Raw genomic sequence first — 16999 nt, forward strand, 5'->3', positions numbered from 1 at the left:
GACAATATTAGGAAGGATAACATGGCTTTACCACCACCTATCAACATTACCGATAATGCGGCATTCCGTATAAAGGCACTTCTTGAAAAAAGGGGTAAGCCTTCTGCGGGCATAAAGGTTGGCGTGCGTTCGGGCGGTTGTTCAGGGCTTTCTTATACGATAGAATATGCCGATGAGATAGAAAAGTTCGACGAGGTAGTGCCTTATCCTGACGCTGACCGTGAGGAATTTAAAGTTATCATAGACCCCAAAGCGGTTATGTATCTGATAGGTACTAACATGGACTATGTAGAGGAAAAAATGAAGTCCGGCTTTATATTTCAAAACCCTAACGAGAAAGGCAGATGCGGGTGTGGTGAAAGCTTCCACGTATAAGAAGTGTTAAGTGTCGGTGTTAAGTGATAGTTACGCCGCTGCTAAAACTAACTCGCCGATACTAATTATGAAATGCTGGAAATGTGAAAACGAAGTTAGAAAAGGTGGGATTTTTTGTCCTGCCTGTAAGACTGTTCAGCCTACGTCTGATGTAGACCACTTCACACGTCTTGATGTAAGGCGTTCTTTTGAGGTTGGGGAAAAAATACTGGAGCTGGCATATTATTCAAAACAACGCATGTTACACCCTGACATATTTATCAGGAAAAGCGAACAGGAAAAAAAATACTCAATGGGTCATGCCGTAGATTTAAATAATGCTTACGAAACGTTGAAGTCACCATTAAAGCGTGCCGAGTATTTGCTAAAACTCGAAGGTATTATTGTTAATCAGGATAATTCTAGCAGTGTTAAGCCTTCGCAGGAAATGCTGATGGAATCTTTACAAATGCGTGAAGAACTTGAAAATATCAATAGTTCCGATCAGATAAGGAAAATTATGGTAAATGCCATAGATGAAAGAATGGCAACGATTGATGATATAAAAAAATATTTTAAGTCAGGAACGCTTGATAAAGCTGCTCAGGCAACTATAAAGATGCGTTATCTTGAAAAGTTTATTGAAGAGATAAAGAAGAAAAGTATGAAGCTTGCGTCTTGAAGTAGGAACAAAAGGAAATAAAATGACATTACTACAAATCCACGAACCGGGACAGACTCCAAATCCGCATGAAAGCAATGATGATGTTGCTATCGGTATAGATTTGGGTACTACCAATTCACTGGTAGCGATATCGGACGGTCAAAAACCACAGGTAATAGCAGATGATAACGGTAATAAGATACACCCGTCTGTGGTGCAGTATTTGGCAACCGGCAAAGTTGCTACAGGACACATTGATAGCGAAAAAGACGGACAGATAATAAGCTCAATAAAAAGATTGATGGGGCGTGGGGCGGAAGATTTAAAAAAAACCTCGAACACGCTGCCTTTTGAAGTGGTGCAAGGTGAGGGAATGGTGCGTATCCGTGTTGGTGATAAAGAGTTAACGCCTGTAGAGATATCGGCTGAAATTCTAAAAAGCCTTAAAAACATAGCTCAAAATGCACTTGGAAAAGATGTGAGCAAGGCTGTTATTACAGTGCCTGCATATTTTGATGATTCTGCCAGAGCTGCCACCAAAGATGCCGCTAAACTGGCGGGATTGCAGGTTTTACGTCTTATAAACGAACCTACTGCCGCATCACTTGCTTATGGGCTTGATAAGCAGGCGGAGGGTACTTACGCTATATATGACTTAGGCGGCGGAACGTTTGACATTACCGTTTTAAAAATGGAAAAAGGGGTTTTTCAGGTTCTATCAACAGGAGGTAGTACGGCTATAGGCGGTGATGATTTTGACAGGGAAATCGCCGAAATATTCCTATGGCAATATAAAGCAAAGAAAGATAAGGCTACGGAACTAAAACCTGAGGAATTAAGAAAAATATTGAAAGTCGCCAGAACTGCCAAAGAGCATTTGAGCGATGATAGTGAAGGTAAATTCAATATTGAAATTGAAGGCGATAAGTTTGAAGTGCAAATTTCTAAAAGTGAATTTGAACGTGTGGCAACGCCTTATGCCGATGCTACTATTGAGCTTTGTAAGCTGGCACTGGACGACGCAGGACTGACCCAAAAAGATATTGACGGTGTTGTATTGGTTGGCGGCTCTACAAGAGTGCCGCTTATCAGGGAAAAAATAGGGGAATATTTCGGTAAAACACCGCTTGCCGATATCAATCCCGATGAAGTGGTTGCATGTGGTGCGGCATTACAGGCAGAAGGGCTGACCGTAGGCTCGGATAATCTATTATTGGACGTGTTGCCGTTATCGCTTGGTATTGAAACTATGGGCGGAATAGTCGAGAAGATAATTCATAGGAATACGCCGATACCTGTTGCCAAAGCTCAGGAATTCACCACTTATAAGGATAATCAGACTGGAATGCCGATACATGTTGTGCAGGGTGAGCGTGAGATGGTAAGTCAGAACAGGTCACTTGCTAAATTCGAGCTAAAAGGCATTCCACCTATGGTGGCGGGTGCTGCAAGGGTGAAAGTTACTTTTACCGTAGATGCCGACGGTTTGTTGACGGTTAGTGCAAAAGAAGAGTTCACGGGTGAAGAACAGCAGGTTGAGGTTAAACCAAGCTACGGTCTTACCGATGAGGAAATAAAAGAAATGCTTTATGCCTCTATGGCAAATGCTAAAGTTGATATGGAGCAGCGGTTGCTTGCCGAGGCTAAAGTTGAGGCTGAAGGGACTATAGAATCGGTTAAAGCCGCACTTGAAAAAGACGGCGAGATGCTTGCAATTGATGAAAAAGAAAAGATAGTTAATGCTTTGAAAGCATTAACGGAGTCTATAAAGGGCGATAATCGTGACGCTGTAAATGATGCCAAAGATGCCCTTGAAAAAGCTACCGAGAAATTCGCCGGACAAAGAATGGATATGTATATAGGCGAGGCTTTGAAGGGGAAAGAGGTTTAGCTCCTTACCATAGGTTGTTATGTCCGGACCCCGTAATTCGATGGGGCGACAAAAATAAAGAATATGTAAGTTGTTGGAAGAACTATAGTATATTTGCTTTTTAATGGTTGGAGTTGTCATCCCCGACTTGTTCGGGGATCTTGATAAGTTTAAATGAGATCCCCCTATAATTTTCTACGAAAATTCGGGGGATGACAGCATTGTTGAAAAGTTAAAATACTATATATTCTAATAAAAAAAGCCCCACCGGATTGGCAGGGCTTTTAAAGTATTTTTGTAATTTAGGTTTTTGTTACCTTCTTTCTCCGACAAACTGAAGTATGTGGATAAATATGTTGATAAAGTTCAGGTACAATGATAAAGCACCCGATATAGCAACTTTGCCCATCATTTCGCTATGTCCGGCTACCTGATGGTACGTATGCTTCAATCTTTGCGTATCATATGCCGTTAAAGCTGTGAATATCAATACGGCGATTACCGATACGGCAAAGTGTAAAGCCGAGCTTTGCATAAATATGTTAACCACTGACGCAATAATAATACCTATCAGACCCATGAACAGGAATGAACCCCAGCCTGAAAGGTCTTTTTTGGTAGTATAACCATAAAGACTCATAGAACCGAATGTAGCGGCGGTTATAAAGAAAGCCCTAGCTACACTTGTCGGGGTATAAGCCAGCATTATGGTAGAATATGAAATTCCCATTACTGCCGCAAATGCCCAGAAAAGTGCTTGTAGCGTACCGAATGACAGTTTGTTCATGCCGAATGAGAATACCATAATAAAAGCAAGCGGAGCAAGCATTACCAGCCATTTAAGACCGCTGCCGAATATAGCATTCATCAAAGGCTCACTTGAGGCTACCGCAAATGCGGTTACACCTGTTAACGCAAGAGCAAGTGCCATATAGTTATAGATTCTCAGCATATATGACCTTAATCCCTGATCATATGCCGCAGAAGAAGTTGAGCCTACCGTCTTCATGTTACTCTGCGTGTTAAACTCAGACATCTTTTTAAAGTTCATTTTAGTTACCTTCATTAAGTTGTTTATTACTCACATACTATTATATAGTAATTTACTAAGGTATTTCAAGTGGAATCGGATTAAAAGTATGTAAGTTGTGTAAAAGTTCATTAATTCGGTTCTAAATTAATTAATCATTTACACGGGTATTTTATTTTAAACTAGCCTTCATACGGTTATCGGTAGTGCTTCAGGGTAACCTGTCATATCAAGTTTCGACTATGAAATTAAACGTTTATTCTGCCTGCTTAATATAACTTTCTCGACTGAACTGGTCTTTTTATGAGCCGCTTTTCTGATTTTACCTTTTTCTGCGTTATCTTTAAGTAATTTTTCACCGAGTTTTAGGTTATCAAGCGTAACATCTTTATCCTGAAATACTTTTTGTAGGGCTTCGCTTTTTTTGCCGTTCTTTAGTATTTCGTCCAGTTTGTTACTTATATATTCTCCCTTAACTATTGCATCGACCCTATCTTGTTGCGTATATTCACCGGTTTCTTTTTCTTTTACATGCTTCAAGCCGGAAGCAACGCCTTCACCTTTTTGTTTTACTTCTTGCGTTACTGATTGCTTTTTATAATTAGTTTCAGCGGCTTTTGCTAATCCTTTTAATATATTGCGTTCAAATTGTGCGTTATCGAACTCAGGGTGGAACTGTGTCTGAATGATAGGAGCTCCATATTTTGATTCGTATCCTTCAACTATTTTTTCTGTTGGTTCTGCGGCGGAAATTTCAAATCCTGCCTTGTCTAATATTTTCTCATTTTCGGGACTTACTAAAACACCCTGAGTATGTATGCTGTTAACTGCTATTGTCGGATCGGGTGAATCCTTACTTAAAGATTTTCTTATGTCCTTGGGCAAATATCCGGCTAACATAGAGCCTTTATCTACGATAATTTCATGTGAATGTACCTCACCTGAGCTTTTTCCTTCAAATTTAGGATTATGGTCATGACCTGTTCTTTGCTCAACATCATTGACGATTTGAGCACCTGCAAAATGTGCTATATGCTGTTCCGTGCCGCAAACGCCGAGGGCAGGTATTCCACGGTCTTTAACTATACTGTAAAAAGCCTTCTCAAAATACATTCTGTCAGGGTTTTTATTAATACTCGGTTCAACTACGTTTTTTACATCGCCCGGAGCTGCCACAGCGTTAATCCCCTGTATAGAAGGGTGGTTAGCCAGAAATTCCTTTAATTTTGCACCCGGACTTTTTTTCGCCTCCATATCGGGTGTTTCGACATCTATATTAGGAGCTGTAACTACACCGTTTATTTCTTTTTTGGGAGGATATTGTTCTAAAAGTTGTGCGTAGGTTTCAGCATTTCCCTTTTTGAATTCGTCCATTATTTTTTCGACTTCCAAAGGTCTTACTTCGCAATCCACGCCACAATCAGCAGCACTTTCCCGCAAATTATCCATATACATCTGATTAGTTTTTCGACCTTCGATGAACACAAAGCCTATAACGGGTTTACCTGAATTATTCTTTTTCATGAACAAACCATCTATAATTAATTTTTTAACTGTATATGATTTTGTTTAAAAATTTATTACAAAATATAAAAAGCTAAAGACTTGATTTAAAAAGAAAAGTTGCCCATGTCAATCTAGGGTGATGGAAATATATACGCAATATAATTCTCGGTTTTATACTGTGAAAATTACTATAGGAGCCTCTGCAAAAGGGTACAAAAGCCCCCTCTCCCTTTGGGAGAGGGTTGGTGTGAGGGTGCGGGTGCGGGATTTTTTCAACATATACTTTAGTTGGAGTTATGTAGTATCTTTCTGGCAAAAACTTTCCCCTCTTCGACTGCCGGCTGGTCAAAGGGATTAAGTTCAAGAAGGTGAGCGGTAATGATAGTTTCAAGCATAAAATGAACCATTATTTTGGACAGGTTTTCCTCATTCATATTACCGAATTTTATATGCCTTAGCGGACAGTTATTCTTAACTAATGCTTCGGCGGTAGCTTTTTGTAGTGCGGCATTAACATCGCCTATGTTTTTGCCCTTTAGGTATCTTGTGTCGTTATTTATATAATTACCGCTTATTTTAAGCCCTTTCTTTTCCGTATCACAGGTGATAAGGTTGAAAAGCTTATCCTTTGGACCATCTAAATATAGCTGCAACTGGCTGTGCTGGTCTAATGCACCGATTGCTTTTATGGGAGTATTTCCTTTCCCTTGCTTGCCTAGGCTTTCAGCCCATATTTGCCTGTACCATGTCGCCACTGCCGATAAGCGGTCGACATATGGCATAATCACGGTTGCTGCCGTACCTTTTTGCATAAAAGAATACTGCAATGCGGCTCCTTGCACAGGAATACTATTATTTTTGAAAAACTCTCCCACCGCAGCTTTGGCAAATTTCCTTATCTTCCTTATATCAACTCCTGCTACAACGGCGGGTATCAACCCTACATTAGTAAATGTTGAGAACCTTCCGCCTATATTTTTTTCATGGTCAATAACGGTAGCACCTATCTGCTTGCCGATATCACGTAAGGGATTATCTACGGAATCGGATATTATATAAATATGCTTGCCTATATCTAAACGCTCTTTTTCCAATGCATCTAAAAAACACATGAACTGTGCAAGAGTCTCAACGGTACTGCCTGACTTGCTCGTAACCAAGAAAGCTGTACCTTCAAGGTCAAGCTGGGCTATAAATGCCTCTATGGTATATGGGTCGACGCTATCTATGAAATAAACCCTTTTATCTATTCCGTCATGCGGCTGGGCAAGACATACCATGCTTTGAGGATTCAGTGTAGAACCACCCGTTCCCAGCACTACCAACTCATCGAAGCTATCGCGTATCCGACTACCTATTTGTATGATACCCTCAATATCATCAGCTTGTTCGATATGATTGAATATCGGAGAGTTGCCTTCATCTTTTTCCCGTCTTAACTTATCAAGAATATCAGATGCTTTTACAAGGTTCTTTTTAAACTTTTCCCTGCTCAGACCGTTATTACCTATCCTGTCTTCAAAACAATTATCTATATTTTGCTCGTAAGTCATACTATCTTCATATGTTTTTAACTTAACTACCTTGTCACTACTCACTATCACTTACCTCCGACTACCACAAAGGTCATTTTGTTTACGTCCAAAAGGCGTTTAGCTACCTGTTTAATCTGCTGTGTTGTTACGTCTTTAACATAACCGTTCCTTTTTTCCAAGAAATCGATTCCTAAATTTTCAGTTTGCATTACAGATAAGAACTCTGCCAGATTTTCATTCTTAGTCATTTTTAGCGGAAAGGAATTTATCAGATAATCTTTTGCATCATTTAGTTCCTGCTCGGTCACGCCTTTTTCCTGCATTTTTTTTATCTCGGATTTAATAAGGTCTATGGATTGATTGACCTTTGTGCCGTCAGTGCCTACATAACCTGAAAAAAGACCCGCTTCACTATAGATATCCAGATAGCTGTATATAGTATAGGCAAGACCGTTCTTTTCACGTACAACGTCCATCAGGCGTGATTCAAAACCTCCGCCGCCTAATATGTGGTTCATGATATAAGCCGGATAAAAATCCTCATCGTTACGCTTAACCCCTTTTGCCCCGAACAGGACGACACTTTGAGTGATATCCTTGGGTATATCTACACGCTCGCCGTTATCGTTTATGACGATCTTGGGGAAGGCTTTAATTTCCTTACTTGCAGAGGGTATTTTAAGGTATTTATCCAGAAGGTCTGCAACCTGTTTTTTCTTTACGTCACCAACTACACTTATAACTATATTCTCATCGGTAAAGTTATTATTTACAAATGATATAAAGTCATCTCTTTTTAGGGATTTTATACTCTCCGGCGTTCCGAATTTTGATTTGCCGTAAGGGTGATTAACGAATATAGTTTCATCGAATTTCCTTGATGCTACGTACCTTGGATTTTCTTTTTGTTTTTCGATTATTACCAGTATCTGATTGCGAATCCTTTCGACGGCATCAGGTTTAAAATCAGGTTTTGTAAGGGTAAGGTTAACCAGCTTCAGTGATTCTTCCAGATTTTCCTTCAATGTTTTTATCGAAACATGAAAATTATCTTTGTCTGCATTAAATGAAATTGATGTAGCCAGTTCCTCCAGTTTTTTCCTATAATCAAGCGATGATATTCCGCCCGCTCCTTCATCAAGCAGCCCTGACACCATATAGGCAAGTCCTTCCTTTCCCTCATAGTCATATGCCACACCGCTTTTGGTAAATGTTATTTTTACAGATACGATAGGCAAGTAATCATCTTCTATTACCCATGCTTTATAACCGCCTTTTGAAACTACTTCTTCTACCTTCGGTATCGCTGCCAAGGCAAAATTAGTTGCAAAAGATATTATAATAAAAATTAAAGTAAGTAATTTTTTCATGAAGCCAATATAGACACAGCTTTTATAAGCGGTAAAGAAATTTTTATAGGAGTGCATGATAAAGATAGATTTTGTGTTGCTAAACTTGTTTGACGCATCTACTTTGAAACAAAAAAGATACTGAAATAAATCCGGTATTGCAAAAACTGTGTTTAGTGATAAATGCAAATTTATTAACTTTTTTCACTTGAAATTAAATTATTATGCAAATAACATCGTTTTGTAAATACAAAACGGTTTGATAATGATTGAAAATAAATCACCTGATAAAACAATAGATTGGGATGAGGCGGAAAAAGTGCTAAAAGAAGATTTTCCTGAAGAAAAAATTAAGGATATACTGGGAGAAAGCGCTGATGAGGTTTTCAAGCAAATAGGTGAGGATTATGAAGGAGGCAAGCTAAAGCCGCGTTCACCCGATGATAAACAAGGTGCGTGGTACGATTCTATGTTTCATAATATTTATGATAATATTAGAAGACAGAAAAATCTGCAAGAAGACAGAAGATTGAATACGGAACAAGTTATCCTTGATACCGAAGAGTGTCATATTTCAAGCGACTACTCTACATTATCCGAACAAAACTATCTGGAAGAAGAATTTGATAATATGACATCTGAAGAAAAAGCCGTAATAAAACAACTTGAGGAAGAAAGTCTTGTCAAATCCGAGCCGGATACTGAAGCAAAAAAAAGCTCCGGTCACAAGCCTAAACGAAAATTAGAAATGATCAAACCGGATCTTAATATATCAATTGCAGAAGCCGTAGTGAGACGAAGGCAAAAGATGCGAGAAAACTCTGCGTCAATAGTTTGTCGATAAGCAATAATTTATTGTAACTTTTCTATTTCTTTGCTAAAAGCTATCAAAAATATAAGCCGTTATTGTCATGTTGAGTTTATTTCAGCATCTTTTTCACAAGAAAAGCTTAATAAATTTAGGAGTTACCGATGGGTTTCAATTGTGGTATAGTAGGTCTTCCCAATGTAGGCAAGTCAACTTTGTTTAACGCACTTACTCAAACTGCTGCCGCAGAAGCGGCTAATTATCCGTTTTGCACGATAGAACCCAATGTCGGGCGTGTCGGTGTTCCCGACCACAGATTATCCGAACTGGCAAAAATAGCCGCTTCTAAAGAAATAATCCCTACTCAGCTTGAATTTGTGGATATTGCAGGTCTGGTAAAGGGGGCAAGTAAGGGAGAGGGGCTAGGAAACAAATTCCTCTCACACATACGTGAGGTAGATGCTATTGTGCATGTGCTGCGTTGTTTTGAAGATGGTGACATAACACATGTTGAAGGTTCGGTAGATCCTTTGCGTGATGCGGAGATAATAGAAACGGAACTGGTTTTATCCGATTTAGAGTCGGTTGAAAAACGCATACCGGCTCTGGAGAAAAAACTACGATCGCAAGATAAGGAAGCTAAAATACAGATGGAACTATTACAGCGTGTTCTAAAGCTTCTGGAAGAAGGCAAGCCCGCCCGTAAACTGGAAGTATCTGCCGATGAGGAAAAAGCTTTCCGCACTTTACAACTCATTACGTCAAAACCGATAATGTATGTATGCAATGTGGCAGAGGAAGATGCTAAAGAAGGAAATGAATATTCCGCTCAGGTTGCACAAAAAGCAAATGAAGAAGGTGCGGCTTGTGTCGTAGTATCGGCTCGTATCGAAGAAGAGATAGCATCACTTGAAAATGACGAGGAGAAAAAAGAGTTCCTTGAGACTATCGGCTTGGAAGAAGCCGGTCTTAACCGTGTTATAAGGACGGGATATGAGCTATTGAACCTTATAACCTTCTTTACCATAGGTCCTAAGGAGGCACGTGCGTGGACGGTTAAAAAAGGCTCTCTTGCCCCTAAGGCGGCAGGTGTTATCCATACTGATTTTGAAAAAGGTTTTATCCGCTCGGAAACAATCTCATACAACGATTATATCGCAAATAAGGGTGAGCAGGGTTGTAAGGAGGCAGGAAAAATGCGTCTTGAGGGAAAAGAATATGTTACACAAGACGGCGACATTATGCATTTCAGATTTAATGTTTAGTCCTTCATCAGCCAGAAAACAAGTCTGCAATTAGTTGCAAAATCCGTAAGAACATATTCTACCGGCGGTGCTTGCGTTCTTTCTTTATCAACGCATCTGTCTGCTGTGGTAGCAACATCATCACCTCTGATAGCAAAAAAGTTACCCGTACCTGCACTTGTTGTGCCTTTATCGCCGTCATCAATTTTTTTATCAATATAATATGAGTCGGCAGAATTAAGAATGCCGTTAAAACCCGTTCCCCTCTTTGTAGCAATATAAATTCCGCCCGTACCGTAGCTGGAAGTGGTATTTATAAAATATGTTAGCTCTTCTATTGCCGAACTTTGCGGTATGTTAACGCCTCCCACACCATCACCGTTTGCCGTACCGGTTCCATCATAATCGCCGGTAATAAAACCTGCTTTTGCCATATGTGACCACGCCTGAAATCTCTCTGATGCCGTATCTAGTTCCTCATCACCGTCACCATTTAGTACACCTGTAGGATTGGTTGTTGCATTGTAAGTTCCCCAATAATCGGTTGCAGCATTAGGCAAGTCACCGGGAAAGTAATTATATTTATTACGGAAATTTTCAACACCCGTTGCATAGCCCCTTAGTTCTGATATTACGGCATTTAGCTTTGCCGCATACAACATATGCGAACCACCGGCTATTGCGGCAACAATAAGCCCTATAATTACCAAAACCACTGATAATTCAACAAGACTGAACCCTGAACTTACTTTGTTTTTCATATAGTAATATTATCACAGGTTAGTTAATAATTCATTAATTTATGCCGTTTTTTCGTCTTAGGTCATTGTGCATTGCACAGCATTTTTATTACGAAAACGCATCGGATTTGTTGTATTTTTGACTCTTTTGTGTTAGTATTAAGGATAAGGAAGTAGGATTTTAAGGAAGTAAATAGCACTACAACTGCTATTTTATAAAAATAAATAAAAATCCGGATAATTTAACTCGGTTGTATTTTTTCGAGAACTGAAGGTTATTGTTTTATTGAATTTTGAAAAAATTAAAGCGGAGAATTTATATACGATATATAAGGACGGTAACAAGCAATGAGAATTAACATATTATTAAAAAAACTATTAGGTGCGGTATTATGTATACCTTTATTTGCCTGTGGTTCGGGCGATAATATAAATTATGTTTCTCGTGATCTGCTGGATACCGACCCGCTATATCAAAAAGGTATCTCCGATATGAAAAAACCTACAAATTACGGTGCTTTAAAGCTTCAAAAAGACGATGATTCGGATCATGAAGGTAAGTTATTCGTTATCCAGAAGAAGAAAAAGGTCTATGAACTTGAAACCATGTTCAAAGAAAGAAATAATAAAAAATACTATTTTGCCGTAGGAATGGACTATAAACAACAAACTCCTCACGTATCTTTCAGGGTAGAGTTTTAAAAACTTATTATAGAAGCATCTGCAAAAAGGTGTAAAAGCTCCCTCTCCCTTAGGGAGGGGGGACTAAATTTTATAATGCCTTACCCCTTTTGCAGAGGTTTCTATAATTTATTATCCGAAGTCCTGTCTATGTGGCGGGATTTTTTTTATAAAACCCTTGCCTCTTTGCCGACCACGTCCGCTAAGAGCTTAACTTTTCTCTGAACGGATTCCCCGTATATATTTTCAATATCTTTATTTATCGAAAGCGAAAGAACATTCTTGCTCATTCTTAATTTGGCTTTTTCCAACACGCCGTACTTGCTGCCGGATATTGTTCTGGCAAGTTGCATTGCCGCCCCTATTGTCTGTGCATGCTGAATCTTCTTCGAACTTAGTAGTTGCCCCATTGTCGATAATATATTTATATCAGGGTATGAGTCATACCTGAAATATAATGACTTAGCTATAAACAGCCGTTCCGTATGATTAAGTCCGGTAAGTGATGAATCCAGTATTTTACGATATGCCATTTCAGCCCTGTACTCGGTATTCTCGTAAGCGGAAATATCGCTCATTATACAAGCGGCAAGACGAAGTCTTTTATCATCGACACTATTATTTATACTGAATAAAGGTTGCATCCATTGTGCAAGTTCATAGCCGTATTCACTGCCCCTTAGCATTCTTGCCATCATCTCGGAAGCACCGCAAAGAAGAGGGTCTTGCAGTTTTGTTTCATCGTCCAATTGAGAATATAAAAACCCTTCTCTGACACCCGATGCGGAAAAAACTATGGTCTTGGGTTTTCCTATTTTAATAATATGCTTTAATACCATGGCGGCATAAGGCATTAATTTCATACGCTTTTTGGATATGCCGGGAATTTTAAGCAGGGATTCTTCCGACATACGGCTTAATATCATGATAGTCGTCATGATATCCTCGGTTTCTACCTTATAGTTATGAATTACTTTCAGAGGGTAGTTTTTCCGTCCCATATGGACTTTGGCAAGGTTACGGAAACTACCTCCGACGGCGTAGAAGTTACTTCCTGCAAGGCTCTCGTTTAAAGGGAACTGCTTTATATATTGTGCTATATAGCCGTCAACTTTACTATGTTTATTGCTTATATTTAAGAGCCTTAACGGACCTATAGGATATGATACGCCTTTTTCAAGGTTGTTGTTTTTAACGCTTACAAGCTCAAGGCTACCTCCGCCTAAATCTCCTACAACACCTTTTGGTCTTGTGATAGAAGACATAATTCCCATACCAGCATATTTTGCCTCATCTTCTTCTGAGAATATTTCTATCTGAACTCCCAGTTCATCATTTATCCGTTGTACAAAATCCTTACCGTCTTTTGCATCACGTACGGCAGCAGTTGCAAAAAGCTTCAGGTTGTTAACGTCCATTATCTTAGCCAGACTCACAAAACGCTTTATAGAACGTAAAGCCTTTTCAACACCTTTCTTATGTAGCTTGCCTGTCGAATCAATATTTTTAGCCAGTCCGCACAGCACTTTTTCGTTGAACAGCGGCATCGGCGCACGCTTTAGACCGTCATATATAACAAGTCTTACGGAGTTTGAACCTATATCTATTAAAGCTAACGGGTTAGAATGGGGCATAACGGCTATTCCTTTTTATTATCGAACGGGAATAGTTGATAGATTTTCTTGCGCTGCTTTTCAGACTCCGCTTCAGTGATAGAGTTCCCCCTTCCCGAAAGGCTCGGGTTGGTCATGAAATATTCATGTGCCGAAAAATCGTTCGGTGAATTTGACTTGCGTATATACTGTCCGTCAGGTTGCAGATACCAGCTTTGTTTTTCATCTTTCAGGTTCGCTATCATAATTTGTTCCAGAACCTGCTGATGTACCGTCTTATTAGTTATAGGAACCATAACTTCCACTCGTCCGTTTAAATTTCTTTGCATCCAGTCCGCAGAGGATATATAAACTTTAGCATTTTCCGAAGGTAGTGCCGAACCACCACCGAAACATAATATCCTTGCATGTTCAAGATACCTTCCTACTATACTTTTTACCCTTATATTTTCAGAGAATCCTTTGATACCCGGACGTAATCCGCAAACACCCCTTACCACCAGATCTATAGATACTCCCTGTTGTGATGCCTTATATAACGCATCTATTATGTCGGGGTCAATAAGAGCGTTCATTTTTGCCCAGATTGCCGCAGGTAAACCTTCTTTTGCGTTTTCTATCTCGTTTTCTATATGCCACATTACGGTGTTCCGGAGGGACGTGGGAGATACGGCAATTGACGCAAAATTATCAGGCGACGAGTAACCGGTCAGGTAATTGAACAGATAAGCTACATCGTTGCATAATATCGGGTTACATGTAAAATATGATAAATCCGAATATGTCCTTGCAGTTACGGGGTGATAGTTTCCCGTTCCAAAATGCACATATGATTTTAATGAATCATTCTCACGCCTTACAATAAACGATACCTTCGCATGGGTTTTCAGGTCAACGAATCCGAACACCACCTGTGCGCCGGCTCTCTCTAAGTTCCTTGCCCATCTGATATTGGACTCTTCGTCAAAACGAGCTTTTAGCTCAACAACTACCGTTACCGACTTTCCCGCCTCAGCAGCTTCTATCAGTGCCATAACGATAGGTGAATCATTACTTGTTCTGTATAAGGTCTGCTTGATAGCTACCACATTAGGATCCCTTGCCGCCTGTTGCAGTAGCTTTACTACCACATCGAACGTTTCATAGGGGTGGTGTATTACAATATCCTTGGCAGCTATTGCCGCAAAGCAATCACCGCCAAAATCATTTATCCTTTCAGGAAACCTTTCTTCATAAGGTTTGAATTTCAATTTAGGCTTATTTATACAATGCAGTTCCATAAGCCTGTCCATACCCGGAACTTCATCTACTTCTATAACATCGGCGGCACTAACGCCCAGACCTTTCATGAGAAAATTGTCAAGGTCATGGTTCTTGGATAATTTCAGTTTAAGTTGAATCACCTTTCCCCTACGGCGTTTTTTTACTACGGTTTCAAAGTGATTCATCAAATCTTCGGCTTCTTCCTCTATCTCAAGTTCACTATCACGGGTCAGATGCAATACACCATATCCGGTTATGTTTTTTTCAGGAAAAATATCATCTTTATAAATCTCAATAACATCTTCTAATAATATGTAGCGTTCCTTATTACCGGGAACTCTCACGAACCTGTTCAGCTTTGACGGCAGCAGCACTATAGAATATTGTTCTTTTTTCTCATCTTCATTATAAAACTGTGAAACTACTGCCAGCCCCATATTGGGTATAAAAGGAAAAGGGTGTGCAGGATCAACGGCTATAGGAGAAAGTGCGGGAAATACATTCCTTAAAAAATAAGTATTTAACTCCTTAATATCTTTTCGGGACAAATCTTCTTTACTTACGATATATACACCGGCTTTTTTCAGATCTTCTTTAAGATGTATCCAGCATTTTTGCTGTCCGGTAATCAGATTTTCAGATTTCTCCTTAATCCTTTCCAACTGCTGCGAGGCAGTCAGACCGTCCTGACTTATCTTGGCGATACCGCTGCGTACCTGTTCTTTTAATCCTGCCACCCTGACCATGAAAAATTCGTCCAGATTACTTGCGGATATTGCGAGGAACTTTACCCGTTCAAGCAACGGGACATTCTTGTTATTCGCTTCCTCCAACACACGGCAGTTAAATTCCAGCCATGAAAGTTCACGGTTTATGAACCTCTCGGAAGGGTGTTTAAAAAAGGGTTTTGTATCTAGAATATTTTTTTGCAATTGATACCTTATAAATTATGTGCTTATAATAGATATTATATAGTGATTAGAGTCTAAGAGTCTAGTATTTAGTATTTAGTATAAGCATATCGGGTGTAGTTACAGAACGTATAAACTGTAAATTTTTCAATCTTGATTCAAAATCCTGTCCGGAAAATGACGGTTTCAATATAATAAACAAAATTATAAAAATGAAAAAATTATATATATTAAGGCATGCAAAATCAGATTACCCTGAAGGAGTACAAGACCATGCACGCCCACTGAATAAAAGGGGAAATTCAGCCTCCGTCGCAATGGGGAAATATATAAGCTTAAACCGGATAAACCCCGATGTTATATTATCATCTGATTCTACAAGAACCACACAGACCATTAACAACATAGTAAGGGAAGCTTCTATCGAAACTAAGGTAGATTTTATAGGCAGGCTATATCTTGCAACTCCGGGAGAGATATTAAAGGAACTTGCCAAGCTTGATGATAGTTTTTCTTCTGCGATGGTAGTATGCCACAATCCGGGAGCCGAGATGCTTACCGCCATACTGGCAGGAAACGGCAACAAAGGGGCATTACAGAACTTAAAGAAAGGTTACCCCACATGCTCTCTGGCATGCCTTACCGTAAATTCGGATAGCTGGAAAAATATAGATGCAGGCAGTGCCTATCTGGACGAATTCATTACCCCTACAATTTTAGTAAATATATAACCATGTCAGGCAATCCGTTTAAGTCCTACCGTGATTCATACGCTATAAATATGCGTCTTAACCACCCCAAAATTATCGTAGGGCATAGAAGTTATTATGCAGGTTATTATCATGGTTTGCATTTTGAAGATTGCGTCCGCTATTTAGATAATGCCGATAAAAATAAAGACTGCGATAAACTTATTATCGGAAAATACTGCTCTATAGCAAGCGGGGCTGTCTTTATGATGGGCGGAAATAACGGACACAGGCATGACCGGCTCGCCTCTTATCCTTTAGATATAATAGAAAAAACAAGAAAGCCCGGCAAAAAAAACTTAGAAGGCTATCGCAAAAAAGGCGATACGGTAATCGGCAATGATGTCTGGATAGGAACCGAGGCAATGATAATGCCGGGAATACAAATAGGTGACGGAGCGGTAATAGGTGCAAGGGCAGTAGTAACTAAAAATGTCGAGCCATATAATATAGTTGGCGGCAACCCTGCTAAAGTTATAAAAAAACGCTTCACCGATGAGGAAATAAAAATCCTATTAAAAATAAAATGGTGGGATTTAGAAGAAGAAACTATCCTAAAAAATATCGATATATTAAGAAGCGGTGATGTAACGGCATTGAAAAAAGCAATAATTGCCTAATAAAACTATTTCCTGTTTTTATTTATCGGATTAATATAAAATATAAAGATATTTTGTCATGC

Annotated in this window: 15 protein-coding genes; 8 read left to right on the forward strand and 7 right to left on the reverse strand. The window is 39.3% G+C overall.

All coding sequences use genetic code 11. The annotated features are described in order from the left end of the window. The first annotated feature begins 21 nt into the window (after positions 1-21). Genes O2942_07300 through hscA form a run of 3 tightly spaced genes read left to right on the forward strand, consistent with a single transcriptional unit; the run spans position 22 to position 2909 of the window. A complete protein-coding gene (locus O2942_07300) occupies positions 22-375 on the forward strand; it encodes an iron-sulfur cluster assembly accessory protein (protein ID MDA0782054.1) in 354 nt (117 codons plus the stop codon). Positions 376-385: 10 nt separating this feature from the next. Then, positions 386-1036: a Fe-S protein assembly co-chaperone HscB gene (hscB, locus tag O2942_07305; protein ID MDA0782055.1), complete on the forward strand. Its 651-nt coding sequence runs from the start codon at positions 386-388 to the stop codon at positions 1034-1036. 22 nt (positions 1037-1058) lie between these two features. Next, complete coding sequence (hscA, locus tag O2942_07310) at positions 1059-2909, forward strand: Fe-S protein assembly chaperone HscA (protein ID MDA0782056.1); 1851 nt, start codon at positions 1059-1061, stop codon at positions 2907-2909. 292 nt (positions 2910-3201) lie between these two features. Here hscA and O2942_07315 read toward each other — a convergent pair whose 3' ends face one another. From O2942_07315 to O2942_07330, 4 genes are all read right to left on the reverse strand, one after another. Further along, positions 3202-3924, reverse strand: a complete 723-nt coding sequence (locus tag O2942_07315) for a Bax inhibitor-1/YccA family protein (protein MDA0782057.1) — start codon at positions 3922-3924, stop codon at positions 3202-3204. Positions 3925-4158: 234 nt separating this feature from the next. Further along, entirely contained in the window at positions 4159-5442 is a 1284-nt protein-coding gene (locus tag O2942_07320; GenBank protein ID MDA0782058.1) for a gamma-glutamyl-gamma-aminobutyrate hydrolase family protein, read from the reverse strand. Positions 5443-5708: 266 nt separating this feature from the next. Next, complete coding sequence (locus O2942_07325) at positions 5709-7022, reverse strand: glucose-6-phosphate isomerase (GenBank protein ID MDA0782059.1); 1314 nt, start codon at positions 7020-7022, stop codon at positions 5709-5711. Positions 7023-7024: 2 nt separating this feature from the next. Further along, positions 7025-8329, reverse strand: coding sequence for a pitrilysin family protein (locus O2942_07330; protein MDA0782060.1), 1305 nt, complete (start codon positions 8327-8329; stop codon positions 7025-7027). A 244-nt stretch (positions 8330-8573) separates the two neighbouring features. Here O2942_07330 and O2942_07335 point away from each other — a divergent pair, with 244 nt between their 5' ends. Together O2942_07335 and ychF are read left to right on the forward strand one after the other, a co-directional pair. Beyond that, positions 8574-9152 (forward strand): hypothetical protein, encoded by a 579-nt coding sequence (locus O2942_07335; GenBank protein MDA0782061.1) that lies wholly within the window; start codon positions 8574-8576, stop codon positions 9150-9152. 128 nt (positions 9153-9280) lie between these two features. After that, a complete protein-coding gene (ychF, locus tag O2942_07340; protein ID MDA0782062.1) occupies positions 9281-10381 on the forward strand; it encodes a redox-regulated ATPase YchF in 1101 nt (366 codons plus the stop codon). Here the strand turns inward: ychF and O2942_07345 are convergent. Beyond that, positions 10378-11121 (reverse strand): prepilin-type N-terminal cleavage/methylation domain-containing protein, encoded by a 744-nt coding sequence (locus O2942_07345; protein MDA0782063.1) that lies wholly within the window; start codon positions 11119-11121, stop codon positions 10378-10380. The genes ychF and O2942_07345 overlap by 4 nt on opposite strands. Positions 11122-11448: 327 nt before the next feature. On the opposite strand from O2942_07345, the gene O2942_07350 reads away from it, so the two are divergent. After that, positions 11449-11802: a hypothetical protein gene (locus O2942_07350; GenBank protein ID MDA0782064.1), complete on the forward strand. Its 354-nt coding sequence runs from the start codon at positions 11449-11451 to the stop codon at positions 11800-11802. Between the two features lie 146 nt (positions 11803-11948). Here O2942_07350 and O2942_07355 read toward each other — a convergent pair whose 3' ends face one another. Beyond that, positions 11949-13415, reverse strand: coding sequence for a Ppx/GppA family phosphatase (locus O2942_07355; GenBank protein ID MDA0782065.1), 1467 nt, complete (start codon positions 13413-13415; stop codon positions 11949-11951). 5 nt (positions 13416-13420) lie between these two features. Beyond that, positions 13421-15589, reverse strand: a complete 2169-nt coding sequence (locus tag O2942_07360) for an RNA degradosome polyphosphate kinase (GenBank protein ID MDA0782066.1) — start codon at positions 15587-15589, stop codon at positions 13421-13423. 191 nt (positions 15590-15780) lie between these two features. Here O2942_07360 and O2942_07365 point away from each other — a divergent pair, with 191 nt between their 5' ends. Together O2942_07365 and O2942_07370 are read left to right on the forward strand one after the other, a co-directional pair. Further along, on the forward strand, positions 15781-16299 hold the full coding sequence (locus tag O2942_07365) for a histidine phosphatase family protein (GenBank protein MDA0782067.1): 519 nt from the start codon (positions 15781-15783) through the stop codon (positions 16297-16299). 2 nt (positions 16300-16301) lie between these two features. After that, positions 16302-16937, forward strand: a complete 636-nt coding sequence (locus O2942_07370) for a CatB-related O-acetyltransferase (protein ID MDA0782068.1) — start codon at positions 16302-16304, stop codon at positions 16935-16937. The last annotated feature ends 62 nt before the right edge of the window (positions 16938-16999 follow it).

The organism is Pseudomonadota bacterium (genome assembly GCA_027620075.1).
In the GTDB taxonomy this organism is placed as follows: Bacteria; Pseudomonadota; Alphaproteobacteria; order Rickettsiales; family UBA6187; genus 1-14-0-20-39-49.